22 protein-coding genes are annotated in these 25,012 nt (G+C 43.8%); 8 read left to right on the top strand and 14 right to left on the bottom strand.

Annotated features, from left to right (window positions below; translation table 11 throughout):
• Nucleotides 1–117 precede the first annotated feature (117 nt).
• The 3 genes from R7H07_RS15325 to R7H07_RS15315 all read left to right on the top strand — a co-directional run bounded on the left by R7H07_RS15325 (nt 118) and on the right by R7H07_RS15315 (nt 2,992).
• Nucleotides 118–1,065 (top strand): amino acid ABC transporter permease, encoded by a 948-nt coding sequence (locus R7H07_RS15325; RefSeq protein ID WP_005377325.1) that lies wholly within the window; start codon nt 118–120, stop codon nt 1,063–1,065.
• 14 nt (nt 1,066–1,079) lie between these two features.
• The gene (locus R7H07_RS15320) at nt 1,080–1,814 is read left to right on the top strand and encodes an amino acid ABC transporter ATP-binding protein (protein WP_086047138.1); all 735 of its coding nucleotides are present in this window, start codon (nt 1,080–1,082) and stop codon (nt 1,812–1,814) included.
• A 275-nt stretch (nt 1,815–2,089) separates the two neighbouring features.
• Complete coding sequence (locus R7H07_RS15315) at nt 2,090–2,992, top strand: homocysteine S-methyltransferase family protein (protein ID WP_206959836.1); 903 nt, start codon at nt 2,090–2,092, stop codon at nt 2,990–2,992.
• 151 nt (nt 2,993–3,143) lie between these two features.
• On the opposite strand, the gene R7H07_RS15310 is transcribed toward R7H07_RS15315, so the two are convergent.
• Nucleotides 3,144–4,136 carry a zinc-binding dehydrogenase gene (locus R7H07_RS15310; protein WP_054728511.1) on the bottom strand — a complete coding sequence of 331 codons (993 nt, stop codon included), beginning with the start codon at nt 4,134–4,136 and terminating at the stop codon, nt 3,144–3,146.
• Between the two features lie 346 nt (nt 4,137–4,482).
• On the opposite strand from R7H07_RS15310, the gene R7H07_RS15305 reads away from it, so the two are divergent.
• A complete protein-coding gene (locus R7H07_RS15305; RefSeq protein WP_237667893.1) occupies nt 4,483–5,556 on the top strand; it encodes a permease in 1,074 nt (357 codons plus the stop codon).
• A gap of 98 nt (nt 5,557–5,654) precedes the next feature.
• On the opposite strand, the gene R7H07_RS15300 is transcribed toward R7H07_RS15305, so the two are convergent.
• The gene (locus tag R7H07_RS15300) at nt 5,655–6,416 is read right to left on the bottom strand and encodes a transporter substrate-binding domain-containing protein (RefSeq protein WP_086046774.1); all 762 of its coding nucleotides are present in this window, start codon (nt 6,414–6,416) and stop codon (nt 5,655–5,657) included.
• 120 nt (nt 6,417–6,536) lie between these two features.
• On the bottom strand, nt 6,537–7,055 hold the full coding sequence (locus R7H07_RS15295) for a cysteine hydrolase family protein (RefSeq protein ID WP_054728508.1): 519 nt from the start codon (nt 7,053–7,055) through the stop codon (nt 6,537–6,539).
• Between the two features lie 120 nt (nt 7,056–7,175).
• Between R7H07_RS15295 and R7H07_RS15290 the strand changes: the two genes are divergently transcribed.
• Nucleotides 7,176–8,087 (top strand): GlxA family transcriptional regulator, encoded by a 912-nt coding sequence (locus R7H07_RS15290; RefSeq protein WP_054728505.1) that lies wholly within the window; start codon nt 7,176–7,178, stop codon nt 8,085–8,087.
• 204 nt (nt 8,088–8,291) lie between these two features.
• On the opposite strand, the gene R7H07_RS15285 is transcribed toward R7H07_RS15290, so the two are convergent.
• The 3 genes from R7H07_RS15285 to R7H07_RS15275 all read right to left on the bottom strand — a co-directional run bounded on the left by R7H07_RS15285 (nt 8,292) and on the right by R7H07_RS15275 (nt 11,184).
• Entirely contained in the window at nt 8,292–9,341 is a 1,050-nt protein-coding gene (locus tag R7H07_RS15285) for an alcohol dehydrogenase family protein (protein WP_054728594.1), read from the bottom strand.
• Nucleotides 9,338–9,859 (bottom strand): TetR/AcrR family transcriptional regulator, encoded by a 522-nt coding sequence (locus R7H07_RS15280; protein WP_053307056.1) that lies wholly within the window; start codon nt 9,857–9,859, stop codon nt 9,338–9,340. The genes R7H07_RS15285 and R7H07_RS15280 overlap by 4 nt, the downstream gene beginning before the upstream one ends.
• A 143-nt stretch (nt 9,860–10,002) precedes the next feature.
• Complete coding sequence (locus R7H07_RS15275; protein ID WP_206959837.1) at nt 10,003–11,184, bottom strand: MFS transporter; 1,182 nt, start codon at nt 11,182–11,184, stop codon at nt 10,003–10,005.
• A gap of 159 nt (nt 11,185–11,343) precedes the next feature.
• On the opposite strand from R7H07_RS15275, the gene R7H07_RS15270 reads away from it, so the two are divergent.
• The gene (locus tag R7H07_RS15270; RefSeq protein WP_042523726.1) at nt 11,344–12,228 is read left to right on the top strand and encodes a LysR family transcriptional regulator; all 885 of its coding nucleotides are present in this window, start codon (nt 11,344–11,346) and stop codon (nt 12,226–12,228) included.
• A gap of 115 nt (nt 12,229–12,343) precedes the next feature.
• On the opposite strand, the gene R7H07_RS15265 is transcribed toward R7H07_RS15270, so the two are convergent.
• Nucleotides 12,344–13,249 (bottom strand): TIGR03571 family LLM class oxidoreductase, encoded by a 906-nt coding sequence (locus R7H07_RS15265; RefSeq protein WP_017635965.1) that lies wholly within the window; start codon nt 13,247–13,249, stop codon nt 12,344–12,346.
• A 132-nt stretch (nt 13,250–13,381) separates the two neighbouring features.
• Nucleotides 13,382–14,287, bottom strand: a complete 906-nt coding sequence (locus tag R7H07_RS15260; RefSeq protein ID WP_206959838.1) for a LysR family transcriptional regulator — start codon at nt 14,285–14,287, stop codon at nt 13,382–13,384.
• A 112-nt stretch (nt 14,288–14,399) separates the two neighbouring features.
• On the opposite strand from R7H07_RS15260, the gene dkgB reads away from it, so the two are divergent.
• Nucleotides 14,400–15,200: a 2,5-didehydrogluconate reductase DkgB gene (gene dkgB / locus R7H07_RS15255; protein ID WP_053304418.1), complete on the top strand. Its 801-nt coding sequence runs from the start codon at nt 14,400–14,402 to the stop codon at nt 15,198–15,200.
• Between the two features lie 198 nt (nt 15,201–15,398).
• Here the strand turns inward: dkgB and R7H07_RS15250 are convergent, their stop codons facing one another.
• The 6 genes from R7H07_RS15250 to R7H07_RS15225 form a co-directional block, all read right to left on the bottom strand.
• On the bottom strand, nt 15,399–16,091 hold the full coding sequence (locus tag R7H07_RS15250) for an SDR family oxidoreductase (RefSeq protein WP_054577009.1): 693 nt from the start codon (nt 16,089–16,091) through the stop codon (nt 15,399–15,401).
• A gap of 106 nt (nt 16,092–16,197) precedes the next feature.
• Nucleotides 16,198–16,896, bottom strand: a complete 699-nt coding sequence (locus tag R7H07_RS15245; protein ID WP_017635969.1) for an IclR family transcriptional regulator — start codon at nt 16,894–16,896, stop codon at nt 16,198–16,200.
• Nucleotides 16,897–16,983: 87 nt separating this feature from the next.
• The gene (locus R7H07_RS15240; protein ID WP_206959839.1) at nt 16,984–18,954 is read right to left on the bottom strand and encodes a diguanylate cyclase domain-containing protein; all 1,971 of its coding nucleotides are present in this window, start codon (nt 18,952–18,954) and stop codon (nt 16,984–16,986) included.
• Between the two features lie 187 nt (nt 18,955–19,141).
• The gene (locus R7H07_RS15235; protein WP_005377352.1) at nt 19,142–19,495 is read right to left on the bottom strand and encodes a DUF2750 domain-containing protein; all 354 of its coding nucleotides are present in this window, start codon (nt 19,493–19,495) and stop codon (nt 19,142–19,144) included.
• A gap of 175 nt (nt 19,496–19,670) precedes the next feature.
• A complete protein-coding gene (locus tag R7H07_RS15230; RefSeq protein WP_005377354.1) occupies nt 19,671–20,285 on the bottom strand; it encodes an OmpA family protein in 615 nt (204 codons plus the stop codon).
• 2 nt (nt 20,286–20,287) lie between these two features.
• The gene (locus tag R7H07_RS15225; protein WP_017635971.1) at nt 20,288–21,598 is read right to left on the bottom strand and encodes a TolC family outer membrane protein; all 1,311 of its coding nucleotides are present in this window, start codon (nt 21,596–21,598) and stop codon (nt 20,288–20,290) included.
• Between the two features lie 400 nt (nt 21,599–21,998).
• On the opposite strand from R7H07_RS15225, the gene R7H07_RS15220 reads away from it, so the two are divergent.
• Nucleotides 21,999–25,012: tandem-95 repeat protein (locus R7H07_RS15220; protein ID WP_242539611.1), on the top strand; the 3,014-nt coding region annotated here is incomplete at its 3' end.

Raw genomic sequence — 25,012 nt, 5'->3', positions numbered from 1 at the left:
GGAGCGGCTAGCTTCTGGCTCGGTTCATCGCCAACCAAACGGTTCGTGCTGTGAAGCTAACGCTTTTCTTTATTCAAATACCCAACCAACTTTAATCAAAGTCATTCTCGGAATCACATGCAAAATAACTTTAAATCCCTATTGTGGAACGCTGTTTTTGTTCTTGTTTTGCTATCAATTTGCGGCCTTGTCTATCTGTCAGGTAAGCGAATCGATTACAGCTGGAATTGGGAGCGTGTCCTTCCTTATATTGCCACTAACGCTGCTTCATCCATTACCGCGCCTGTCGATGGGAACATCATTCTCGACGAGAATAACCAACTGGCTCTGGAGAGTATTCATGGTGATATTGTTCTTGAACTAAGCCAATATAAGTCTGTCGACGTCTATGAAGGTGATCTTATTTTTGAAGGAGATACCTTAGCAACTATAAAAGAGTGGCGCTCTGGCCCAATTTTAGATGGTGTTGTGACGACCATTAAAATCTCGCTCTGGTCACTTATCATTGCTCTAGCGTTGGGCTTAGTTGTTGGACTAATGCGCATATCCAGCAATCCGGCATTAAAAAAGCTGGCGCTTGTGTATGTCGAGGTCATTCGTGGAACGCCTCTTTTAGTACAGATTTTTATCGTTTACTTCTTTATTGGTACTGTGCTTGACCTTGAGCGTTTTACTGCGGGAGTGATAGCGCTCTCCGTGTTTACCGCCGCTTACGTCGCAGAAATTGTGCGGTCGGGAATCCAGTCAATCCCAAGAGGACAAATGGAAGCGGCGCGTTCACTAGGAATGAATTATCCCAAAGCGATGATTTATGTCATTTTACCTCAAGCGTTTAAGCAGACATTACCTCCCTTAGCCGGGCAGTTTATCAACCTGATAAAAGATTCCTCACTTGTCTCCGTGATTTCGATTACTGATCTGACAAAAGCGGGCAGGGAAGTCGTAAGTGGTAGTTTTGCCCCATTTGAAGTTTGGTTTACCGTTGCGGCCCTTTATTTGCTTCTAACTAGTACCTTATCTTGGGCAATACAAACGTTAGAAAAGAAATTGGCAGCAAGTGATTAATGGTGGAGTCATTAATGGAATACATTATTTCAGCAAAAACAATTAATAAAATTTACCCTAATGGCTGCCATGCGCTCAAGGACGTATCGGTAAATGTAGAAAAAGGGGAAGTGATTGTCATCGTAGGACCGTCAGGTTCTGGTAAGTCAACATTCTTACGGACGATCAATCAATTAGAGACAATAAATAGTGGGTCTATTATCGTAGATGGTATCGATATGTACCACAAATCTACGGATATCAATAAACTACGCGCTGATGTGGGCATGGTATTTCAAGGCTTCAACCTTTTTCCACATAAAACGGCGATAGAGAACGTCATGTTAGCACCTTTAAAGGTTTCTAAACGTGCCCCTGAATCGGTGAAGAAAGAAGCAAAAGATTTGCTTTATAAAGTCGGTCTGTCGGAGAGAATGGATAATTATCCTAATCATTTATCAGGTGGACAGCAGCAGCGCGTCGCAATCGCTCGTGCGTTAGCAATGAAGCCCAACATTATGTTGTTTGATGAACCCACATCAGCACTAGACCCTGAAATGGTTGGAGAAGTTCTTGATGTGATGAAAGATTTGGCCAAGGACGGAATGACGATGGTAGTGGTTACTCATGAAATGGGTTTCGCAAAAGAGGTCGCTGATAGGGTGTTGTTTATGGAAGATGGTGAGCTTTTGGTTTCTGACTCTCCTGAGCGATTTTTTGATAACCCCACCAACCCTAGATTGCAGAAGTTTTTATCTAAAGTCTTATAATAAAAAGAAAATTTGATTGAGGGCGAGTCCCTCAATCACTTCATGCACTATTGTGGCTCGTAACGCTCGCCTCGCCGAGAGACATAGATAATGGGCTTTTACTCGAAGTTAATGGCGATAACATTAGCTTGGTCCGAATGAAAGGTCTGGTAAATACTAGAGTGTTTAATCAGCCATTAAGTCTTTGTTCACTTTAAACATAACAATTTCATTTTGAATTGATAAAAATTGTGTTTGAATAGAGCTTATGGATGTTTGGCGGTATGGATGTCTAAATGAAGAAAGTAACAATTTTAGATGGTGGCATGGGGCGAGAGTTGAAACGTATTGGCGCCCCTTTTTCTCAGCCGCTTTGGAGTGCACAAGCGCTAATTGAATCACCACAATATGTAAAAATGGCCCATGAGAATTTCATAGACTCTGGCGCTGAGATTATCACTGTTAACAGTTATGCATGTGTTCCATTTCACTTAGGCGAGGAACTCTATGCGAAGCGAGGGATTGAGTTAGCAAAATCTGCAGCCAAAATTGCCAGAGATGTAGTCACCAGCTCTAACGATAGAGTGCTCGTTGCGGGGTCTCTTCCTCCTGTCATGGGGTCTTACAGGCCTGAATTATTCGAGCCGAAAAGGGCACTGGAAGTGGCTTCTGAGTTATTTGAAGCTCAAGATCAATATGTTGATATTTGGTTAGCTGAGACCGTGTCTAGCCTCGCTGAAGTTGAAGTTCTATCAATAATTTTAGCCAAAACAGATAAGCCCAATTATCTTGCTTTCACCTTAATGGATGAGCCTAACTCTTTGCCTCGCCTTCGCTCAGGGGAATCTCTCAAAGCCGCGGTCAATACGCTGTTGAAAACAAATGTTTCAGGTATCTTTTTCAATTGCTCTATTCCTGAAGTTGTCGAGCAAGCGATCATTGATACACAAGCAGTATTGTGTGAGTCAGGTAGAGAATTGACGATAGGTGTTTTCGCAAATAGCTTTGCTCCGATAAAGCAAGCGCACCAAGCCAACGAGACCATTCAGGAAGTTCGTCATTTCTCTCCGACTGAATATCTTGAGTATGCTAAAAAGTGGCATGCGCAGGGAGCGAGCATTATTGGTGGTTGCTGTGGGATTGAACCACGTCATATTAAATTGCTAGCGACTTGGAGAGACACTCTCGAAAACGCCTAATTTTGGTGAAGCGCAGGGAAGTATGGCAAGAGGTTTTGTTTTTCATTCATCGTTATAGACAAAATAAAGGTCTTTCATATCTGGCAAAGTAACAAGATGCTTTAACTTACTCATTCATTACCTTGCCAGTTTGCCTCGAGATTTTTATTAATTATTTTTGGTTCAGATTAACGACAATCTTTCCAACTGTTCTCTGATTTCGCATGTCCAAGAGTGCGTTACCTACATCCTCTAAGCCGATGATCTTCAGTTTCGGTACTTCCAATTCTCCATTTTCTAATAGCTCAGACACTTCCTTTCCGGCATTAACGATACTTGCAAACCCTCTCTCGCCAAAGACATGACCAGAGCCCAAACTTATTTGGTGGAAGCCCAAGCCTTTTAAGAAGGCATCTGGATATTGAGAAGGGTCGACAGTCTTGACGAGCTCCACCATTTCTCCCTCAAAGGTTAACACCGAGGCTGCAATTCGGTCGTTATCACCGCCTACACAATCGAGTGCAACCTCAACGCCATGATTTCCGGTAATGTCCATTACTCGTTGAAATACATTTTCATGATGATAATCAATCGTATGGGTTGCTCCTAACGAGGACAAATATGCGTGATTAGCTTCTGAACTAGTAGCAATGATCTGTTCAACACCAAATGTCTTTGCTAACTGAATAGCAAAGCTTCCAACGCCGCCAGCACCTCCGGCGATAAAAATGCTGCTTCGATTTGAAATATCGAGCTTGTCTACCAAAGCGCGATATGCGGTCCAGGCTGCGCAAGGTGTAGATGCTGCTACTTCAACCGGAACCTGAGGGTGCTTTATAAGCGTTCTTGAATCATGGATAGCAAATTCAGCGAATCCACCGTGATGGCGTCTCATGTTTCCGTGATACAACACTTTATCGCCAACCTTCCAATCAACGACCGCATCGCCTACAGAGACTATTTCTCCTGATACGTCTAACCCGCCAACAAAATTGTTATCCATGTTAGTGACCATGTCTGACCAATAATGAATTTTTGCATCGACAGGGTTCAAACCAACAGCGTTAACTTTAACCAATACATCAAATTGGGTTTCTAGTTTTGGTGTAGGTAATTCGGATAAAGAGAAAGTATCGTTATCTCGTTGGTAAGTTATCGCTCTCATAGGTTTTCCTTATTATTAAGAATGGTCGAAAGTCATACTAACTCAGAGGGTGCTGCTGCAATAATTATGGTTTTTTCTTATTTTGATAATTTTAGGTTATGTTTGATAAAAAGGATTTGAGATGCTCTGAAATTATCATCGACAACCAGTCTGCATAGCTAACGACATGTAACTTTATGATAAGTAATGACTAGTTTTATTATTCCATTTTTATGGAAATATTTTGTTGATCTTTTGTTTTGTGATTCTATAATTCTAGAAATATCGAAATAAAGGCTTATCTATCAGGTAAGCTTGTTAGCGAAAAATGACGAGGAGAGTAAATGTGAATACAGAAATTATAACTATGGCTAAAGAAGCGCTGGATATGTTTGCGTTTCTAGCAACCGAACTTATCATCTTATTTCTGGCAATTAGCTACATTGTCGGTGTGTTGCAAGATTTTCTAACGCCAGAAAAAATTCAATCTATTCTCAGCTCGAAAAAGGGTAAAGGTTACTTCATTGCTGCGTTGCTAGGTTCGATTACGCCTTTCTGTTCGTGTTCGACCATTCCTTTCTTAAAAGGCTTGTTGCGTGCAAGAGCAGGTTTTGGACCTATGATGGTGTTCCTATTTGCAAGCCCGTTGCTTAACCCAGTGATTATTGGCTTGTTTGTGGTGACTTTTGGTTGGAAAGTTGCGGTATTTTACTTTGCTATCGCGATGTCAGTATCAGTGGTAGCAGGCTATGTACTTGAAAAACTAGGGTTTGAACGTTACGTCAAACCAGAAGCATATCAAGCGGTAGGTTCTTCTTCGTGCGGTACTTCTTGTGGCGATTCAAGCAAGAAAAAAGAAGAAGCGAGACCAGCATCAATCTGTGGTACCAGCGCCTGCAATGAACCTACGCCAGTTGCGGCGAAAACATCTTACTGTGGTGATGCACCAAAACCTGAACCTAAAGTGGAAGTGTCTTGCTGCTCATCAGACGGTAGTGCAACAGCGACAGTCTTGGAAGAGAAAGAACCTAGCCGCTGGGCACGTATTTGGCAATCAACTTGGAAAGACTTTAAGCAAGTGTTCCCTTATCTCATGATGGGCATTGCGATTGGTTCATTTATCTATGGCTTCATCCCGACGGAGTTCATTGCGGAGTTCGCTGGTGAAGCGAAGTGGTACGCGATTCCGGTCGCAGCAATCATTGGTATTCCATTGTACATCCGTGCAGAGGCGGTCATTCCACTTAGCGCGGCACTAGTACAAAAAGGTATGGCTCTTGGATCTGTTATGGCGCTTATTATTGGTAGTGCTGGCGCAAGTCTTACAGAAGTGATTTTGTTGAAATCAATTTTTAAGAACCAAATGATCGCTGCCTTCCTAATCGTTATCTTAACGATGGCCATGGGAGCGGGTTACTTATATAGCTGGGCTTTTTTATAAAAATAACCCTCGGGCGATTGCTCGAGGGCTCTGTTTTTGTCGCCATATAGGGAAAGGGAAGTTTCCTATACCGCGCAGACTATAAAAAAATAACGAGGTTACTCGTAAATACTATAGGAGAAATACTTGCTGGCGATGGTTTTATGCTTACCGCTCTGGATCAATTTTTGTATTCCGCTATCGAGTAATGCTTTTAATTCTTTGTCTTGTTTTCTCACTGCTACGCCAATGCCACGGCCGAACCACTTTTCCTCTGTAAACGCTGGTCCAGTAAAGTGATAGCCTTTACCTTGTGCAGTTTCAAGAAAACCAGCACTTAAACCGATTGAGCCGCCAAATACAGCATCTAACCGTCCATTGAGTAGATCGGTAAATGCCTCATCGAACGTACCATAACGACGAATATCAATATCTGGATACAAGGCAGAAAGGTACTTATCACCAATTGTGGCTCTTTGAACTCCAATAGATAAACGATTTAGGCTGCCGTCATCCATGTTGATTTCTCTATCATTTTTCATTACAAAACGAGTCGGTACTTTTGCATAAGGGACGGTGAAATCGACTTTCTTTTCTCGTTCTTCTGTGATTGTCATTGCAGCAATAATCGCATCGTTCTTGCGACTAAGGAGAGAAGGGATGATGCCATCCCAATCCATTTTTGAGATAACGCACTTTACTTCTAACTCTTTGCATAACGCGTTAGCGAGGTCGACTTCAAACCCTTCTAGCTTTCCCTCTTTTGTCGTCCAGCTAAATGGGGGGTAAGCCCCTTCAACAGTGAAGCGAATTTGTTTCCACTCTTTCGCATGGCTGAAAACTGAAAATAAGCTAATAAACAATACGACTATCCATTTCATAAACGTTTCCTTGTAACTATTTGGAAACCAATGTTTAACACAAAGTAAGCAAATATCAATGGAAGTGCATATATGTGTGACCTTTCGCCCGCATTGTGTGAGCGAAAGGTTTTGCGTGTATTACAGCTTATCTTCAATAGTTACGAGGGGAACTCTCGTTGAGACAGCGTGAAGTGCAATGTTGTGAATCATTTCATCGACCGTGGTACAGCTATCCATTAAGATCGAAACATCATACTTGTCCGCAGATTTTGAAATAGCAGTATGTGTCACGCAGTTTTGTGTCATCATTCCGCATACAAGTAACTCCGTTACATTTTTGCTTGCCAATACTTCTTCTAAACGTGTTCCTTCAAAGCTATCTGCGAAGTGCTTTACCACGATTTCGGAATTCGGCGCTAAAGCAAGAACTTCTGGGTGAATATTGGCACCGTCGCTGCCTTCATTGAAGAACGGGGCAATACCCATGGCAGGGTCGGCAATATGCTGAATATGAATCACAGGAATGTTTTGCTCATTGGCTTTAGTTATTACTCTCTTAACATTGTCTAAAGTCGATTCTGTATTCCATAAAGGAAACTTTCCTTCCGGGAAATAGTCGTTTTGCAAATCAATTACAAGTAGGGCTTTTTGAGTCATTTTCTTTTCCTTTTATTCAGGATCATTGCGGTACGAATAATATAAAGACTTTTAGCTACCTTCTTTAGAGTCTAAAATGACACAAAAGAGTCAAAAAGCGACACTTGAAGATAATTGAAAATGAAAATAGCACTCGTTAATTACCCAGATAGCTCGCAAGCCTCCGTATATGGTTTAAGCGAACTCTTCGAGATGGCAAACCGTGCGGCGGCTAAATTGGGCGTTGATGTGCACTTTGAAGTAGAGATATTGGATCACTGGCCAAACACGCACTTCGATGTGAAAACAGCGGTAATGATTCCGCCCAGCGGCACTGGTCAATATTACTTAGAACCAGAGCCAGAGCTACTCGACTGGTTAAATGTCCAATATAGTAAAGGTGCGATTTTAGCCTCCGCCTGCGCTGGTACTTTTATTCTTGCTCAAACCCAGTTGTTGACCAATAAGTCTTGTACAACACACTGGGGCTTGGCTCCTTCATTAGCGAGTCAGTTTCCCGATATCCACGTAAGACAAGAAGCCATCCTTATTAACGAAGGAACGATCATTACGGCTGGGGGTATGATGTCATGGGTGGATTTAGGTTTGGAATTGGTTTCCTTATTTGCGTCACCGGCAGTAATGCGCCTGCTAGGAAAAATGTTGGTTATTGATACTGGTCCGAGAGAGCAACGCTTTTATCAACAGTTTACTCCAAACTTCCAACATGGTGATGGGGTAATTGTTCAACTACAGCACTATATAAACGATCATTATCAAGGAAAACTGAGCAATAAAGAGCTTGCAGAGTTGAGTTGTTTAACAGAAAGGACATTGCAGCGACGCTTTAAAAAGGCGACAGGTTTCAATGTTAACCAATACATACAAAGCTTAAGAGTACAAAAAGCTTGTGATTTACTTGAGTCGACAACCCTAACATTTGACGCAATATCATTTAGAGTGGGTTACCAAGATGTGAGCGCGTTCAGGAAAATATTTAATAGGATCGTAGGTTTAACACCGAAGTCGTTCAGATCTCGGTTCTGTTCATGAACGCCAGAAGTAAGATAATGTTGGTATTAAACATTTATAACTCAGAAGCAAACACCGCATATTTTTACAAGCTGGCTTAGCGTGATGAAAAGGGATAACAAGCTAAGCCAACCGTAGCGATCTTCTAAGTATTGAGAACTTTTTAGGATGCTTAAAGTGTTCTCAAATTACAACGACTTGTATAGGCCGCTGTTAATCGAAAAGCTATGTGATTTCCAAAACCAGTTTCCCAGTATGTTGCTTGCGTGAAAATACTTCTTGCGCTTGACCTATCTGGTTTAAGGGAAATGACTCCGCGACTAAGGGGCGAATTGCGTTCTGTTCGATATAGCGAACCAAGTTACCGAATACTTCTGGTGCCAAAACGGTACAACCAAATAACGCTAGGTCTTTAAGGTAAAGAGTTCTTACATCCAGCTCGACAATTGGACCGCCTATGGCGCCGGAAACAGCGTATCTTGATCCTGGTTTTAGTACCTGAAGAAATTGTGGCCACTGCTCTCCTGCGACCAGATCAATCACTACGTCAACGCTGTTTTCTCCGAGAGTCGCCGGCAAATTTGCATCGCGAGGGATAACTTGGTTTGCTCCTAATGCCGTGATCTGTTCTTTCTTTTCTGGGCTGGCGATAGCAATGACGTATGCTCCACGCGCCTTCGCCAGTTGGATTGCGGCAGAGCCAACACCGCCGGATGCCCCTGAAATCAGTACGGTATCGCTCGCTGTGACATTAGAGCGGACAAGCATGTTCTCGGCAGTTGAATAAGAACAAGGGAAGGAGGCCAAATCGATATCCGATAAACTACTATTCACAGCATATGCATGTTTACTGTCAACAACAGTGAACTGAGCAAAGCCACCATCACATTCTGAACCGAAGTACCAAGGCGAGCTAAGTGCTTGACTGTGGAAGCGCGTAATACATGGTTCGATAAGCACACGCTGACCGATTCGTGATGGGCAGATATTCTCACCAACAGCGACGATGGTACCGCATACATCGGCACCTTGGATTCGAGGGAGAGATAGCGCGTCTCCTGACCAACTTGCATCCATGCTATTGGCGTCATTTTTAGAATACCATGCTGTTCGGGTATTGATGTCGGTGTTATTGACTCCGGCAGCGGCAACTTGGATCAATACATCATCAGGCGAGGGGACTGGCACAGGTAGATCATCGCGGTAACGAAGCATATCTGGCCCACCATGACCGATAAGTTGGACGCCTTTCATGACTTTCGGGATTGTGGTCATTGATTGTTCTCCTTCATTAGTTCTAGCAGAGTGCGTTCAGCGGATGCAAAGGCAGCGTGACCGAGAACCGGCCATGCGTTGGATAGACCTTCATGTAACAAGAAGAGTGTGGTTGCGAGGTCTTCTCGCTGACTTAGTTGGCCCATAAGCTGACGGACCGCCAATTTGTGTTGTTTTACTGCTTGATTAATTGATAGATTTTCTGGATAGGCTGCTAATGCATTGATGGACATGCAGCCATTCGGTGCAAACTCCTTCATCCAATCCTCGAGGCGAGTGAATAGGTGTAATACAGCCGGTGTTCCATTGGCAGGGGCGTCTTCGAGCAAAAAACTCAAATACCTTTGATGGCGATGCTCGAGAGCTGCAACAATCATCGCTTCCTTGGAGGGGTAGTATTTGTACAGGGTTCTCAGGCTGACTTCGCAGGCGTTTTTGAGTTGGGGTACGCTAGGCTCGGCGAAGCCATACTGACTGAATGCTTTTTCTAGGCTTGCTGCGATTTTTTCTTTCACTATTTGATACACCAGGTAGAACGTTTGTTTTACCTAAGGGTAGAATAAACTTTCTACCTCAGTCAATGGTGTATTTGAACTCTGTATTGAAAGCCCGACGTAATGCCGGGCTAATTTAAGTGATTTTTATCGATTTGGAACGTGAATCAGTGTGCCGTTGCGTGCTGCTCTCCACGCTTGTCTAGCATTCCGCTGAAACGGGTTAGTAGTAGAGCACCTAATACTACGATCGCGCCAATCCAAGGTGTGTGCATCAGCCCAGCATTGGCCACGATAAGGCCACCGCCCCAAGAACCCAGTGCAATACCTACGTTAAACGCAGCAATGTTGAGACCAGAAGCGACGTCGACTGCATTAGGTGAATATTTCTCTGCTAGTTTGACAACATAAACTTGAAGTCCTGGAACGTTACCAAAGGCAAAGGCACCCCAGACAAGAATGGTCACTACTGCAGAAATTGGATTAAATGCTGTGACACTAAACACGAGCAATACCACAATTAGGCCCGAGAAAATCGCTGTCAGAGCTTTGATTGGCCCCATAGAGTCGGCCATCTTTCCGCCCCAGATGTTGCCGAATGCGACTGATACACCATAAACCAACATAATTAGGCTGATAGCGCTAGAGCCAAACCCCGAAACTTCTTCCAAAATAGGAGCCAAGTAAGTGAAGGCTGTGAACGTACCACCGTAACCGAGCGCGGTGATTGCGTACACCAAAAGTAGACGAGGTTGAGTCAAGACTTTTACTTGCGATGACAGCTTGGTTGCTGGTGGTTGTTTCAGATTACTCGGCACTAGCAGAGCGCTTCCTATCAGTGCGATGATTCCAAGGATCGCGACGATTAGGAAGGTTGCCTGCCAACCAAATGTCTGGCCAATCCAGGTGCCAAGTGGCACGCCTGTCACTAGAGCTACGGTGAGACCGGTAAACATAATAGCAATTGCGCTAGCGGCTTTTTCTTTTGACACTAGGCCAGTGGCGATAGTCGAGCCGATCGAAAAGAACACACCGTGTGCAAGCCCGGTCAGTATCCTTGCTGTAACTAGTGTGTTGTATCCAGGTGCTTGCCAGGCTAACAGATTGCCAAGAACAAACAGTGCCATAACAGAAAGCAGAACGTACTTTCTTTTCCAGTTACCAGTCAGCGCTGTTAAAGCGGGAGCACCAACCGCGACACCAAGTGCGTACAGGCTAACTAAAAGACCCGCTGAAGGTAATGATACGTTGAGGTCGGAGGCCATAGTCGGTATCAGACCGACAATTACAAACTCCGTGGTTCCAATAGCAAAGGCGCTAAGCGTCAATGCAAGTAAAGCTAAAGGCATAACAACTCTCTCTTAAAATCATTGAATATGAATGGATAAACGAATAGCCCGTCTCCATGTCGTGTATTATTAAAGAGTTATTCGTTGCGAAAAATGGTGTTTATTACAAAATACTTTTGTTATAAATGATTAAAATGCGCAGTTAAGAAAGGGGATGAAATGTTAACCCGATCAGATGAATTAGAGATTCTCATGGCAGTTGTGGATAGTGGTGGATTTTCTTCCGCTGCTGATGCACTAGGTATTCAAGTCGCTAGGGTATCTCGTGCGGTTAGTAAAGTTGAATCACAGTTGGGGGTAACCTTGCTGAATCGCACGACACGCAGAGTGGAAGTTACTGAGGAAGGGCATCAGTTTGTTGAAGCGGTTCGCTTAGGTTTACTACAAATACAGCAAGCTGAAGAAGAGATCATCACACGAGGTGAATTACCCAAGGGGCGCTTAAGAGTTGATGCCGCTAGCCCATTTGTTTTACATCAACTCGTGCCGTTAATTCAGCCATTTAAAGAGGCTTATCCTGATATTCAACTCGATCTTACCTCTAATGAGGGTTTTGTGGATCTATTGGAAAAAAGAACCGATGTGGCGATACGTATTGGACGATTATCGGATTCAACACTGCATGCTAAACCTTTAGGAACAAGCCCACTATTTATCGTTGCCACGCCTGGTTATTTATCTAAACGAGGTTTCCCTGAAGCGGTGGGCGATTTGCGCAGTCATAACTTGATCGGTTTTTCTGGCGCTAAAGTGTTAAATCAGTGGCCATTACGAGGGTTTGAGATGATAGAGCCTGATATCCTATCCAGCAGTGGTGAAACGGTTAGACAGTTAGTGCTGGCAGGGAACGGCATTGCATGTTTATCTGGCTTTATGGTGAAAGATGATCTTGATTCTGGACGGTTAGTGGCATTGTTTGAATCGGAAAAAATCACAAATACTGGACGAGAACAGGTCAATGCTGTGTTCTACAAATCTTCTTCAGTCTCTAAGCGTATTTCCGCGTTCATCGACTTTATTCAACCAAGACTTACTTTAAAATAACACTATTATTGTTGTTTTAACAAAAGAATTTTGTCGTTATTGCAGCTTTTGTTTTTCCAACTGCCAAGCCTAGCGTGCCACCCCTTAGTAAGGTGGCACATATTTTTATTTGATCTTAGTTAAAGCGTGGCAACACGTACTGAGCGATCTGTTCCATTGATTTATCAATTGGTTGGCTATTACGACGGAAATGCAACCCGATGTGATTGACTCCTGCTTCTTGCATTTTTTCTAGCTCATCGCTCAAGCCATTGACTCCGGCCCGGATACCAAAATGATGCCGAACGACTGGTGCATTTGGGTTATCGACTAAATCAAGATGAATAAAGCTGGCGTAGGGTTTGTTTCCCGCTACGGAGCGCCAAAGTGCAACGCGGTGTTCATGATCATCAGGTGTGCCTGGGTAGGCGAGCCAGCCGTCTAGGTTTTCTCCTATCCATTGTGGACTTTGCTGCGCTAACCCTGCGACATAGATAGGAATATCAGCAAACTCGGGTAATAACTGTAGATCGTTACCCAGTTTATCATTTTGCGTATCTTTCAAAATCTCTACACTTTCTCGAAAAGCTGAGCCACGGCTGTCAAAGTTGGCATTAAAAACGGGATATTCACTAGGGCGGTCTCCACTAGCCACACCGAGTATCAGGCGGTCACCACTTAACTCGTTGATGGTCGCAGCGGCTTTTTTCACTAGCCAAGGTTGTCTTAACGGTAATACTATCGCTGCTGTCCCTAGTAGAATGTTGTCGGTGCACGCAGAGAGATAGCCAAGATAACTGAACGGTTCATAAATTTGTGCCGCGTCTCCAAAGTTAGGGTCGTACAACGGGACATCTCTCACCCACGCTACGTTAAAGCCTAACTTATCGGCTAACATAATACGCTGTTTATGTGCACTCATGTCTGGTACGCCGAATGGTTTTCGTTGGAGCAGGCGTTTTGTCTGGCCTTCTTGGGTCCAGTCATTATCTAGGGGGAGCTCAACACCGATGGTGAATCTGTTACTTAAATCTTTATGCATTATGAAGCCTGACTATTACTTTGAGTACTAGGAGGCAAGGTGCCTCCCTGATATTCAGGACACTATGAGATTTTTGTTGTGAGAAAAAGCGGCAAAAAGACAAAAGTGTTTTGCCACAAACAGCGGTGGTCTTTAAAGGAACTGGTGGTTCTCTACCTTGATTTCTTGCTTGATGAAGTCAATAAAAGAGCTGATCCGGCGTGAGGTACTGGCATTTTTGTAATACACCGCATGAACTGGCTGTTCGACTTTATGCGTGTGTTCACTAAGCACGCCCACTAAGCGACCAGCTTGTCGGTCAGAGTAGGTCATAAAGTCAGACAGGCAAGCTATCCCCGCACCATGTAAGGCTAAACATCTTAGCGTCTCGCCATTATCAGATCTTAGGCTACTCATAATACGCAGAAGTTTGTTCTTATCATCCATGATCGGCCATTCCTTAAGATACTCCGGCTTGTTGAATCCAAGTAGCTTGTGATTGAGTAACTGATCTATTGAGGTTGGAGTACCATGTTGTCTTAAATACTCTGGACTCGCGACGATTCGAATCCGACTTTTACCAAGAAATATCGCGCGCATGGTTGAGTTTTGTAGCTCACCGATACGAAAAGCAACATCGGTTTTTGTTCCCAAAAGGCTAATATTTTCCTCATTGGAATTGAGATCGATTTCGACTTCTGGATACAAGCTCTGATATTTAGCAATGTGCGGCGTTAGTACGTGCAGTAAGAAGGGGGTAGCTGCGTTTATTCGTAGGAGGCCAGAAGGCTTATATTTCTGGCTTTTCAGTTGTGCTTCGGCATTCTCTACTGCTTCTACAATATGTCTGACTTTATCGAGGTATATCGTTCCTTCATTAGTAACATCTAACTTACGGGTTGTGCGATTTAACAAGGTCGTTTCGAGTTTGGCTTCTAGCCGAGATACCGATCGACTCACCGCCGAGACGGTCATCGATAACAGTTCAGCCGCAGAGCTGATTGAACCCGTATCGACCACGGCCATAAAGGTGCGCATTTCATCTAGAGTAGCTTTCATTGTTGAATATATTTCAAATTAGATTTGAGTATTGTTAACTTTACGGAAAGTTTCTTGCGGCGTAAAGTTTTGCTTCGAATCAACTATAAAATCGATAATTCAGGAGATTTAGATGAAAGTACCATCATTTGGCGTCGGCACGTTTCGTTTAGAGGGTGAAGTAGTTAAGGATTCAGTCCGTAATGCGTTAGAAGTGGGTTACCGCGTAATTGATACTGCACAGATTTACGGTAATGAGGCAGAAATCGGTGAAGTATTGACACAGTCCGGTATTGCACGTGATGAGCTATTCATTACGACCAAGATCTGGGTTGATAACATGAACACGGAACAACTCATTCCAAGTCTAAAAGAGAGCTTAGAAAAGCTAAATACAGATTATGTGGATTTGACCTTGATCCACTGGCCTGGCAATAACAATAACTTGAACGAATACATGGCTTCATTACTTGAAGCTAAATCGCAAGGCTTAACCCGTAATATTGGCGTATCCAACTTTAATATTGACTTGTTGCAACAAGCGATAGAAGTGGTCGGTAAAGAGAATATTGTTACTAACCAAATCGAGCTTAGCCCTTATTTGCAAAATCGTAAGTTGGTCAGCTTCATGCAGGAAAACGATATTCAGGTAACGTCTTACATGACCTTGGCATATGGGAAAGTACTTGGGGACCCAACTATTGCAGGTATTGCTGAGGACTATCAGGCCACGCCAGCTCAAGTCGCGCTTGCTTGGGCTTTGTCAAAAGGTTACGCGGTGATCCCGTCTTCAACTAAACGAGAGAATTTAGCAAGTAACCTGAAAGCACTTGAACTTAATCTGAGTGAAGAGGCGATTGCAAAGATAGATGCGTTGGAAAGAAATGGCCGCGAAGTAAACCCTGAAGGGCTAGCGCCTGAGTGGGATGATTGAGTGAGTTTCACAGGAAATCATTGCCTAAATGACACCTCTGCAATCGCTGACTTCCTCAGCGTTTGACGGTAGTACAACACCATAGACGATAACGGCTCGCTTGTCTGACGATAGTGCGAGCTTTTATCTTTTTGGCCTATTAGTTTACTGTATTCTCCCGGCCTTCAATTTGGCCGGGAGACGTCATTTAGAGAACAGTTACCATTCGATTGTAGAGCCATCAAATACGCGGAAGCTTCCGGATTGCTCAAGTGTTAGCTGTTCTGCGACCGAAACAATGCCTGCAACACTTTCCTCGGCAGAAAAGGTTGCGTCCTCACCGCCCATATCGGTTTTTACCCAGCCGGGATGAACTGCGACAGTTTTTACTCCTTGCGATTCGAGATTGCGTGCTGCTGATACTAGAACCTGATTAAGCGCTGCTTTAGATGCTCGATAACTGTACATGTTACCTGAACTGTTATCGCTTAAACTCGCAACTCGGGTTGAGATTCCCACGATGGTTTTGTGCTGACTTTTCGCAACGTTGTCTTGTAGGGCTTGAATTAGCAGGGCAGGTGCGACGGTATTTATGTTTAGTACTTCTAGCCATTTTTTCTGGGTCATTTCGCCAAGCTTTGCACACTCTTCGCCTAATACACCTGCATTAAGAATTAAATGATCGAGCGGACGATCCGCTAATTGAGTGGCTAACTGATCGATATCTTGTTGGTTAGTGACGTCTAGAGCCATCAGTTGAAGTTGATTGGGTTGGGTTACTAGTTCATTGAGCTGCTTAGCATTTTCTGGTGAACGACAAGTTGCGATAACTTGCCAACCTTTTCCAAGGTAGTGGCGGACAAATTGCAAGCCTAAGCCACGGTTAGCGCCAGTGATTAATACAGTAGACATCGCTTCTCCTACGTTGTTGAGTTGAACAACGACTATATTAGAGGCGACGTATAAGCATGTAATCAAAACAGTACAAAAATGGCCTAGGATTCGACATTGTCAAATCTTAAAGTTTGAGAAAGATGCTGGCAAAGTGTTTTAGCCTAGTGACCGTCAGTTCGGAGGCAGCACCGCTAACACCTGCAACAGCAACGACCTTACCATCCAAGTAAAGGGGGATCGCTAAGCAATTGAGGTTTGGCTCTGCCTCTTCTAAATCGAGTGCGTAACCTGATAATACAACCTGATTAAGTTCAGTTTCTAACGTGGGGGATATTTGGCTTTCAAGGCGCAATGTTCGGCGAAGCTCATCATCAAAACTAAGAAAAACCTTGCCGATCGCAGATGTTGTGAGTCCTTCTCGTTTCCCTCTCGGGCTACGGATAGTAAGAGGGTTATCCTGCTCTATAGCATCGATATACAAGTACTCTTTAGCGCCACTTTGTACAGCGAGGTAAGCAGTGTTGTTAGTCATTTGGGCCATTTTTTTCAGCAATGGAACAAAGTGTTGTCGGATAGCTTCGTTTTTTTGTTCAATCGGCTTAGACAGTTCATAGCATCTAAACCCTAGGCTGTAGCTATGGTTGTGTTTGGATACATATCCAAGAGAGTGTAGAGTCGCAAGTAACCCGTGAACAGTCGTCTTATTTAACTGGATCGCATTACTGATCGTCTGTAATGATAGGGGAGACTCACTCATCGAGAGCAACTCGAGGATTAGAAAACCTCGCTCTAGAGACTGAATGTTTTTTCTTGCCTTGGGCACAAAGACTCCTTGATGATGGTGTTGCATCTGAATGGCTTACTGATGCTTCCACCTATAACAAACCACTACGCTGGTGGTTTGGTTTTATTAGAGAATATACTCAGCACTTAAACTGATCGGCTCGTTGTATGCGTCCACAAGGGAGTTTTTTCCTTGCTTCTTAGCATTGTATAACGCTTGGTCTAATATCGAATAGAGCTCATCAAAGTTGGTGAGTGGCATTGAGGTTGATAGATAGGCCAGACTCGCAGATATATTCAATTGATGGTTATTAAGCGAATGTACACTCTTTTCTGAAATTGTTTTATGCAGACTTTGTATTCTAAAGGGAACGTCAATCTCATCGACGTTTTTCAATAGCAAGATAAACTCTTCTCCACCTAAACGACCCAAGTAATCTCCCTTATTAAGTTTAGCTTTAAGCGCTTTGCATACCTGTTGTAGTACTAAGTCGCCAGTCGGATGACCATACTGATCATTAATCGCCTTAAAGTCATCTAGATCGATTAATGCTAGAACGTAGCGGAAGTCTCCTTCCGCTTTGGAGGTTTGGCTTTTAATCGTCTCTATAATTGCCGCTCTGTTTAATGCACACGTTAAGCTGTCTATTTTGGCTTTTAAGCGTGTTTGTCGCTGAACCATCAATGCCAGAGCGAGGAGAATCAATAAACAGAAAACAACAAAATTATAAGTGCGTTGTTGGTCTGTGAGTTTTTCAAACTGGTACTGACTTAGAAGAGTTTCGTTGTTCAACTGCGCGACTTGTAGATCATATTCATACTCTTTTTTAGTGAGATCTAGTGCCTCTAACGCCTTGATATTACTCGCGTCTCGGTTCGTTAGTTCAATCGTCGAGTAGGCCTTGTGATGCTCCAGTGCCTTTTTGTAATCATTTTGAGCTTGGTATGCTTTTGAGAGGAGTAATTGGGCTTGCGCTTGCAATAAGGGCCTAGCGTTTTTTACCGCTAATCTTAACGCTATTGTACTGTGTTCAATCGATTTTTCGGGTGTATGGTTCTTTAAATATGCCAATCCAGCAGCCAAATGACCCTCTGTTTCAAGGTGCGTATTCTCATAAGTTTGGGCAATGTTTAATGCTCTTCCAATGTAATCTACCGCGGTATCCAATTGCCCAGAATCGGCCAAAGCAGCAGATAACCCTAAATAGGTCAACCCTTGCCCGTATGGATAATGAAGTTGTTCGAGAATCGTTAATGCATTTTTGTAGTGGCTGATGGACTTATCGAGTTCTTTGGATTTTCTGTACATCGCTCCTAGACTATGTTCGACTTGCGCAACTTCAAGAGGTGTCCCTTCATCTTGGCGAACCAGTAAGGTTTGAATGAGATATTGCTCTGATTGTTCAAATTGCCCCAGCTCTGCAAGTAAATTGCCGACGTCATTGTAAATCCCTGAAGGATCGCTTTGCGTCGACATGTTGGCCATCAACTGTCGATACAAACTTAAGGCTTTTTCATAGTCACCGCGGTAATTGTAGTTATTTGCTACCACGCGCAAAGCGAGATCAACAGGGAAGTTTTCTTGATGCTTATGATTTAAGTGGCTCTCTAAGGATGAGCAATAAAAGTTTGCTTTGTGATAACGACCTTGTTGATTCAGCGTATAACAAAGTTGATAGTTCATCAGAGCCTTGCCTTCGGAATCGGATATTTTCTTCATTGTCTGTCGCAAAGAAGAAAAGCTATCTACTGAGGCCTCGTAACTACCATGCTTACGTTCATTTAAGGCAAGAATATATTCTGATTCTAATTGAGAAAAAGGGTTGTCTAAGACTTGACTGCTGCCGTAGTAAGGCTGATTTATGTTTGACATATATTCATAAATCAATCCACTTACGTAGAGCTTTTCGCTGTCCGATTTCGCTGTATGGTAGCGATCTTGAAGCATGCTCAATGCCGACTCAGGGTTGCTTCGTAGTGTGGTTTGGTAGACAGAGTGCCACTGTGTGATATTTTGGTTTGGTTCAATATCTTGAGTGTCGCTTGCATATACTGGAGTGAGCAAAAGTGACGCAAGCAAGGGATAGAGCACGCGCATGTTTAAACGAGCCTTTAATTTAAGGTGCCTTTAAAGTTGAGTTATCATAGCGCTTTTAACGCATCAGCGTTGTGATTGAGTTGGGTGTACTAAGAAAAAGAGTAGTAAAACTATGCACTTGGTCGAGATATTGAAAGAAGAGGCATAAAAAAGAAAGACCTCAACATAAAGTTGAGGTCAGAAATCTTTAATCAATGTAAAGCTTTGCTAGATCTTGAGGCTCCATTTCTTTGCCTTCTAACTGATCGTTCCAGTTAGTTCCAACAAGAACACCATCTTCAGCAAGAGTCAAAAGCCAATCTTCAACAAAGATATCTAATGGGATTTCTAGTACAGTAAAATCTGCCCATTCTTCAACATTATGTGCTTCTGCATCTTCTTTAGAAGACCAGAAAGGCATGACTTCGCTGTTTTCGAATTCAGTTGAATCGCAAGATAGCCAACCTTCTTCATTGCGTAAACCCCAAACCAATTGGTTTTCTTTCGTTTCTGCAACAAAAAGGTCAAGGTTCGCTTGGATATCTGATGTAAGTTTGCTCATTTCAAAACTCTCGTTGTTATGACGTGGCTAGAGTAACACTAAAGTGCCGATTCCTAAAGCATAATACGGTTGTCGAAATGAGTAAAAATAAAGGAGCCGAAGCTCCTTTTCTGAGGTTAAGTATTCACTCGTTTTTGTTTGCTTTGTGCTTGCAGAGCAAACAAAAACAGGTGCTTTACCTTTCTGGAAGAGTTGTGAATATTGTCCACTCTCTTTTTATCTCGCCTTTGTAACCAACGACTGATGCGGTTACTCGACGATTTAAAGCATGGCTGACTTCATCGGTCCCTTGCTGTGCTAAGTGAGTGTCACCAAAACCAACAATGCGGACTCTACTCGGTTCGATGTCGTAGCTTAGTAGGGCTTCACGGACATTGCGTGCTCGTCTTTCAGAAAGATCTTGGTTATGCTTTGAACCACCAACTTTACTAGCATAGCCGTGCAGCTCTATCGAAGTAGTAGGGTACTCTTTTAAAAAGTCGGAAAGCTCTCGGACTTGTCTTCTGAAGACTGGATTGATCTCATCAGAGTCGTTAGCAAAAAGTATCCGCACTTGCATGTTATCTGATGCTTTAATGTATTCTCCACAACCGTCGTTGTCGACCTCTGAGCCTTCAGGTGTACCTGGGCACATATCTCGAGCATTGATGACACCATCGTTATCGTCATCTTGCAAATCTGCTATTTGTTCTGCATTTGGTACAGGACGATACTCATATTCGTCTTCAGCAACAACGTGTTGAGTGATGGCGAGCATACCCAATGCAAATAGAATCTTCACTGGTTTCATGATCAGTACTCCACCTTTTCATTCCATTCTGTAGGTACATCGACACGCAAGGCATTTAACAATTGTCCTGTCGCGTTCATAACGCGGTACTTGGCGTACTGCTCTGAGTATCGAGCATCCAAGTAGTTCTTTCTCGCTTCGAAAAGTTCGTTTTCAGTATTTAACAAGTCCAGCAGAGTGCGTTTTCCAATGCGATACTGCTTTTCGTAGGCGATGACAGTTTCAGAGGCCGAATCTACGTGATCCGCTAGGAACTCTTTTTGTTGAAGTGTTAAATCTAACGCACTCCAAGATAGACGAAGACCTTCTTCTACTTGGCGGTATGCACGTTCTCTTAGGTCTTTTGCTTTATTTAGTTGGTAGGCAAAACTTTCAGCGTTGGCTACGTCACTACCACCGTTAAAGAGGTTGTAACGCATACGTAACATTGCTGTTGTCTCTTCGCTGCTTCCTTCGATACCGCTTGCATCATCACGCCATGTTTGAGCCGCTTCTACCGATATCGTTGGGTAGTAAGTTCCCTTAGATTGCTTGTATTGGAACTTTGCAGAGTCCACATCAGCTACCGAAATTTTGATTACTGGATGTGACTCGAATGCCAAGTCAATCGCTTCATCGATGGTGTAGGGAATAAAGTTTTGGTCCGCTCTTGGGAAAATCAATCCTTGTGGTGACTGTCCGACAAGGCGTGTAAAGGTGGTGTGGCTGTCATATAAGTTGTTCTGAGCTGCCACCAAGTTACCGTGAGCCTTTGCTAAACGAGCCTCTACCTGGGTTAGGTCTGCTGTAGAACCGATACCTGAGTTAACTCGCTTTTTAATGTCTTCATAGATCTTCTTATGCACTTTCAAGTTATTCTCGGAAAGTGTAAGAATTTCATAAGCTTTTACTGAGTCTAAATAAACTTTCGCGACCTCTAGAGCGGTGTCTTGGGCATCAGCTAGAAGTTGATAACGGACCGATTCAGCATCAGCTGCTGTTCGATCCATATCATTAAGTGTCGCTGAGCCATCCCATATTAGCTGGGTTAGTGTCACGGTGGCTTCTTTTCTTGTCAGATCGGTTGAATCTCGCCCTGACTCTGCGGGTTTGATTCCTTCGTAACCGATACCGGCATCTAAGTCTACGGATGGGAGGTAAGCACCACCAGATGCTTCATTCACATACTGCTTGCTAACGAATTCATTGAACGCACTTTTGATGTCAGGATTGGTTTTTAATGTGTTTTCAACCGCTTGCTCTAGCGTTTGCCCAAAAGCATGACTAGCGGTGAACATACCAATACAAAAGGCGTTGGCACGAGTCCACTTCACTGTGATTCTCCTAGATAATGGTAAAAATTCTCGAGGTGATAGGGCTTATAAGTGGAATACTTATAAGGGCGTCAATAATTTAGCGCACAATAACATTAATATGCGATGAAGTAACCTGTTGATTCGCTGTTCATTTGTTTCAATTTTGATAAATCAACCTACTAAATCTGCCTGAAACTTGAATTAAGATCTCAAATTAAAGATGAAGGTAATAGCTAGGAACGTGTGTCCAGATTTTAATAAAATAAAACACTTATGCATCTGGATTCTTATTGATGTATGACACATAATTACTTTATTGAGCATCAAATTGCTGTTATTGCACTATATATTCGGGCAATATATAGCAAATTAGTATTGTTAGTCAAAAACTTGACAGTTATTTAGGGTTAAGGTTTATATGGATCGTACAGCATTAGTGCCACTCGGTAATCAAGTCGTCGTAATAGGTTTGGATGGGCAGCTGAGAGTCCTTGCAGAAGGACAGCAGCCTCTACCAGGTGAAGTGATAGTGGCAATGACAGATGCTGCGCCTCAAGACCTGAAAATTCAGCTTGCTCAAGAGCAAGGTTTAAAAGATATTTCAGACGATGTAGCACAGATTATTAGTGCTATTGAGCAAGGTCAAGACCCTTCTGCTATTGATGAAGAACTCGCACCTGCAGCGGGTGAAAATAGTGGCTCCAGTTTGCAAAATAGTGCCACGATTGTACGAGATGGTACTGAAGTGCTAGCCTCAACAAACTTTGAAACTATTGGCTTAGAATCCCTCGGCTTATCTGAAACTCAAGCGTTGACCTTAAATGATTTCTTCACAACAGGTATCGAGACAAGTGGGGATGGCTCAAGTAAGCCACTTACTAATTCTCCAGTGACATTAAGCGCTGTTGAGGAAGATAGCGATCCAATCACGATAACTACTGAAGAATTACTATCGAACGTCAATATTGATGATGCCGATACTCTTGTCATTACAAACGTCACTATTGAGAGTGGGAATGGCACCTTAATTGATAACAGCGATGGATCTTGGACTTACATTCCAGAGGCTGACGATGACACTGAAGTGTCATTCTCCTATGACATTATTGATAACGATGGCGGTGTTATTAATGGCACTGCTAACTTAGATATTACGCCTGTTAATGACGCGCCAATAGCAACTAATGATGCGATTCAAACTGACGAGGATTCCCAGGTTGTAATTGATGTGCTCGCTAACGACAGTGATATTGAAGGTGATGATTTAATCATTACCTCTGCTTCTGTACCAGAAGAGCAAGGTATCGTTGAGATTATCGATGGTAAGCTTGTTTTCACTCCGGCTGAAAATTTCAACGGTAATGCAACGATTAGCTACACCATCTCAGATGGTGAGTTAGAGGATGAAGCTCAAGTTTCGGTAACAGTAAACTCAGTTAACGATGCGCCTATTGCCTCTAATGATACAACAATTACAGAGGAAGATAGCTCAGTAACGATTGATGTCCTGCCAAACGACACCGATATTGATGGCGATACGCTGTCGATTGAATCGGCGTCCGTACCTGAAGCGCAAGGCACAGTCGAGATTGTTGATGGCAAACTGGTCTTCACACCGGCTGAGAACTTCCATGGCGATGCTGAAATTACTTACACCGTGACCGATGGTGCACTGACCGACCAAGCGACGGTTAACGTCACGGTGAATGCGGTGAACGACACACCTGTGGTTGAAAGCAACCTCGCAGACCAAACCTTGGCAGAAGACTTTACGCCATACAGCATCGATCTAAACACCGCTTTCAGTGATGTGGATAATGTGGATGGCGAGTTAACGTTTAGCGTCTCTGGTAATAGCAACATTCAAGTGGCGATCGTCAACGGTATTGCTACGTTCACTCCAACCGCAGACTGGAACGGCTCAGAAGCGTTAACCTTTACTGCCACCGATCCAAGCGGTGAAAGCGTCAGCCAAACGGTGAACTTCACAGTAGCGCCTGTGGCGGACATCGTGGCAGATAAAGCGACGGTTGTGGAAGACACGCCGACCATCATCAAGGTCTTAGGTAACGACACGTTCGAAGGCAACGACAACGTGGTGTCGCTGGATACCAATAACGGTCCAGCCAACGGCACGGTCTCGGTCAACCCGGATGGCAGCGTCACTTACACGCCAAACGACAACTTCCACGGTACAGACAGCTTCACCTACATCGTCATGTCCGGTGGGGTATCGGAGTCCACCACGGTGAACGTCGATGTCACACCAGTGAATGATGCGCCAGTGGCGACCAATGACAATGCCGTTACTGACGAAGATACACCAGTGACGATTGATGTTCTGCCAAACGATACTGACATCGATGGTGATGCATTACGTATTGACTCGGCATCTGTGCCGAGTGACCAAGGGACAGTTGAAATTGTTGATGGCAAACTGGTGTTCACACCGGCTGAGAACTTCCATGGTGATGCCGAAATCACTTATACCGTCACCGATGGTTCGCTGACTGACCAAGCGACGGTCAACGTCACCGTGAATGCGGTGAACGACACGCCTGTGGTTGAAAGCAACATTGCAGACCAAACCTTGGCGGAAGATTTCACGCCATACAGCATCGATCTAAATACTGCTTTCAGCGATGTGGATAACGTGGATGGTGAGTTAACGTTTAGCGTCTCAGGCAACAGTAATGTCAATGTCTCAATAGAAAATGGCATTGCTACGTTCACTCCAACCGCGGACTGGAACGGCTCAGAAGCATTGACCTTTACTGCTACCGATCCAAGCGGTGAAAGCGTTAGCCAAACGGTGAACTTCACAGTTGCGCCTGTGGCGGACATCGTGGCAGATAAAGCGACGGTTGTGGAAGACACGCCAACCATCATCAAGGTCTTAGGTAACGACACGTTCGAAGGCGACGACAAAGTGGTGTCGCTGGATACCAACAATGGACCAGCTAACGGCACGGTCTCGGTCAACCCGGATGGCAGCGTGACCTACACGCCGAATGACAACTACCACGGTACAGACAGCTTCACCTACATCGTTACGTCGGGTGGGGTATCAGAGTCCACCACGGTGAACGTCGATGTCACACCAGTCAACGATGCGCCAGTGGCAAACGATGACACGGCCATTACTGACGAAGACACGCCAGTGACGATTGATGTCCTGCCAAACGATACTGACATCGATGGTGATACATTACGTATTGACTCGGCGTCTGTGCCGAGTGACCAAGGGACAGTTGAGATTGTTGATGGCAAACTGGTGTTCACACCGGCCGAGAACTTCCATGGTGATGCCGAAATCACTTACACCATCACCGATGGTTCGCTGACTGACCAAGCGACGGTCAACGTCACCGTGAATGCGGTGAACGACACGCCTGTGGTTGAAAGCAACATTGCAGACCAAACCTTGGCGGA

The sequence above is a fragment of the Vibrio sp. Vb1127 genome (genome assembly GCF_033338735.1).
In the GTDB taxonomy this organism is placed as follows: domain Bacteria; phylum Pseudomonadota; class Gammaproteobacteria; order Enterobacterales; family Vibrionaceae; genus Vibrio; species Vibrio alginolyticus.
Note: the sequence above shows the minus strand (reverse complement) of the source record. Positions and strands in the feature narration are given on the sequence as shown.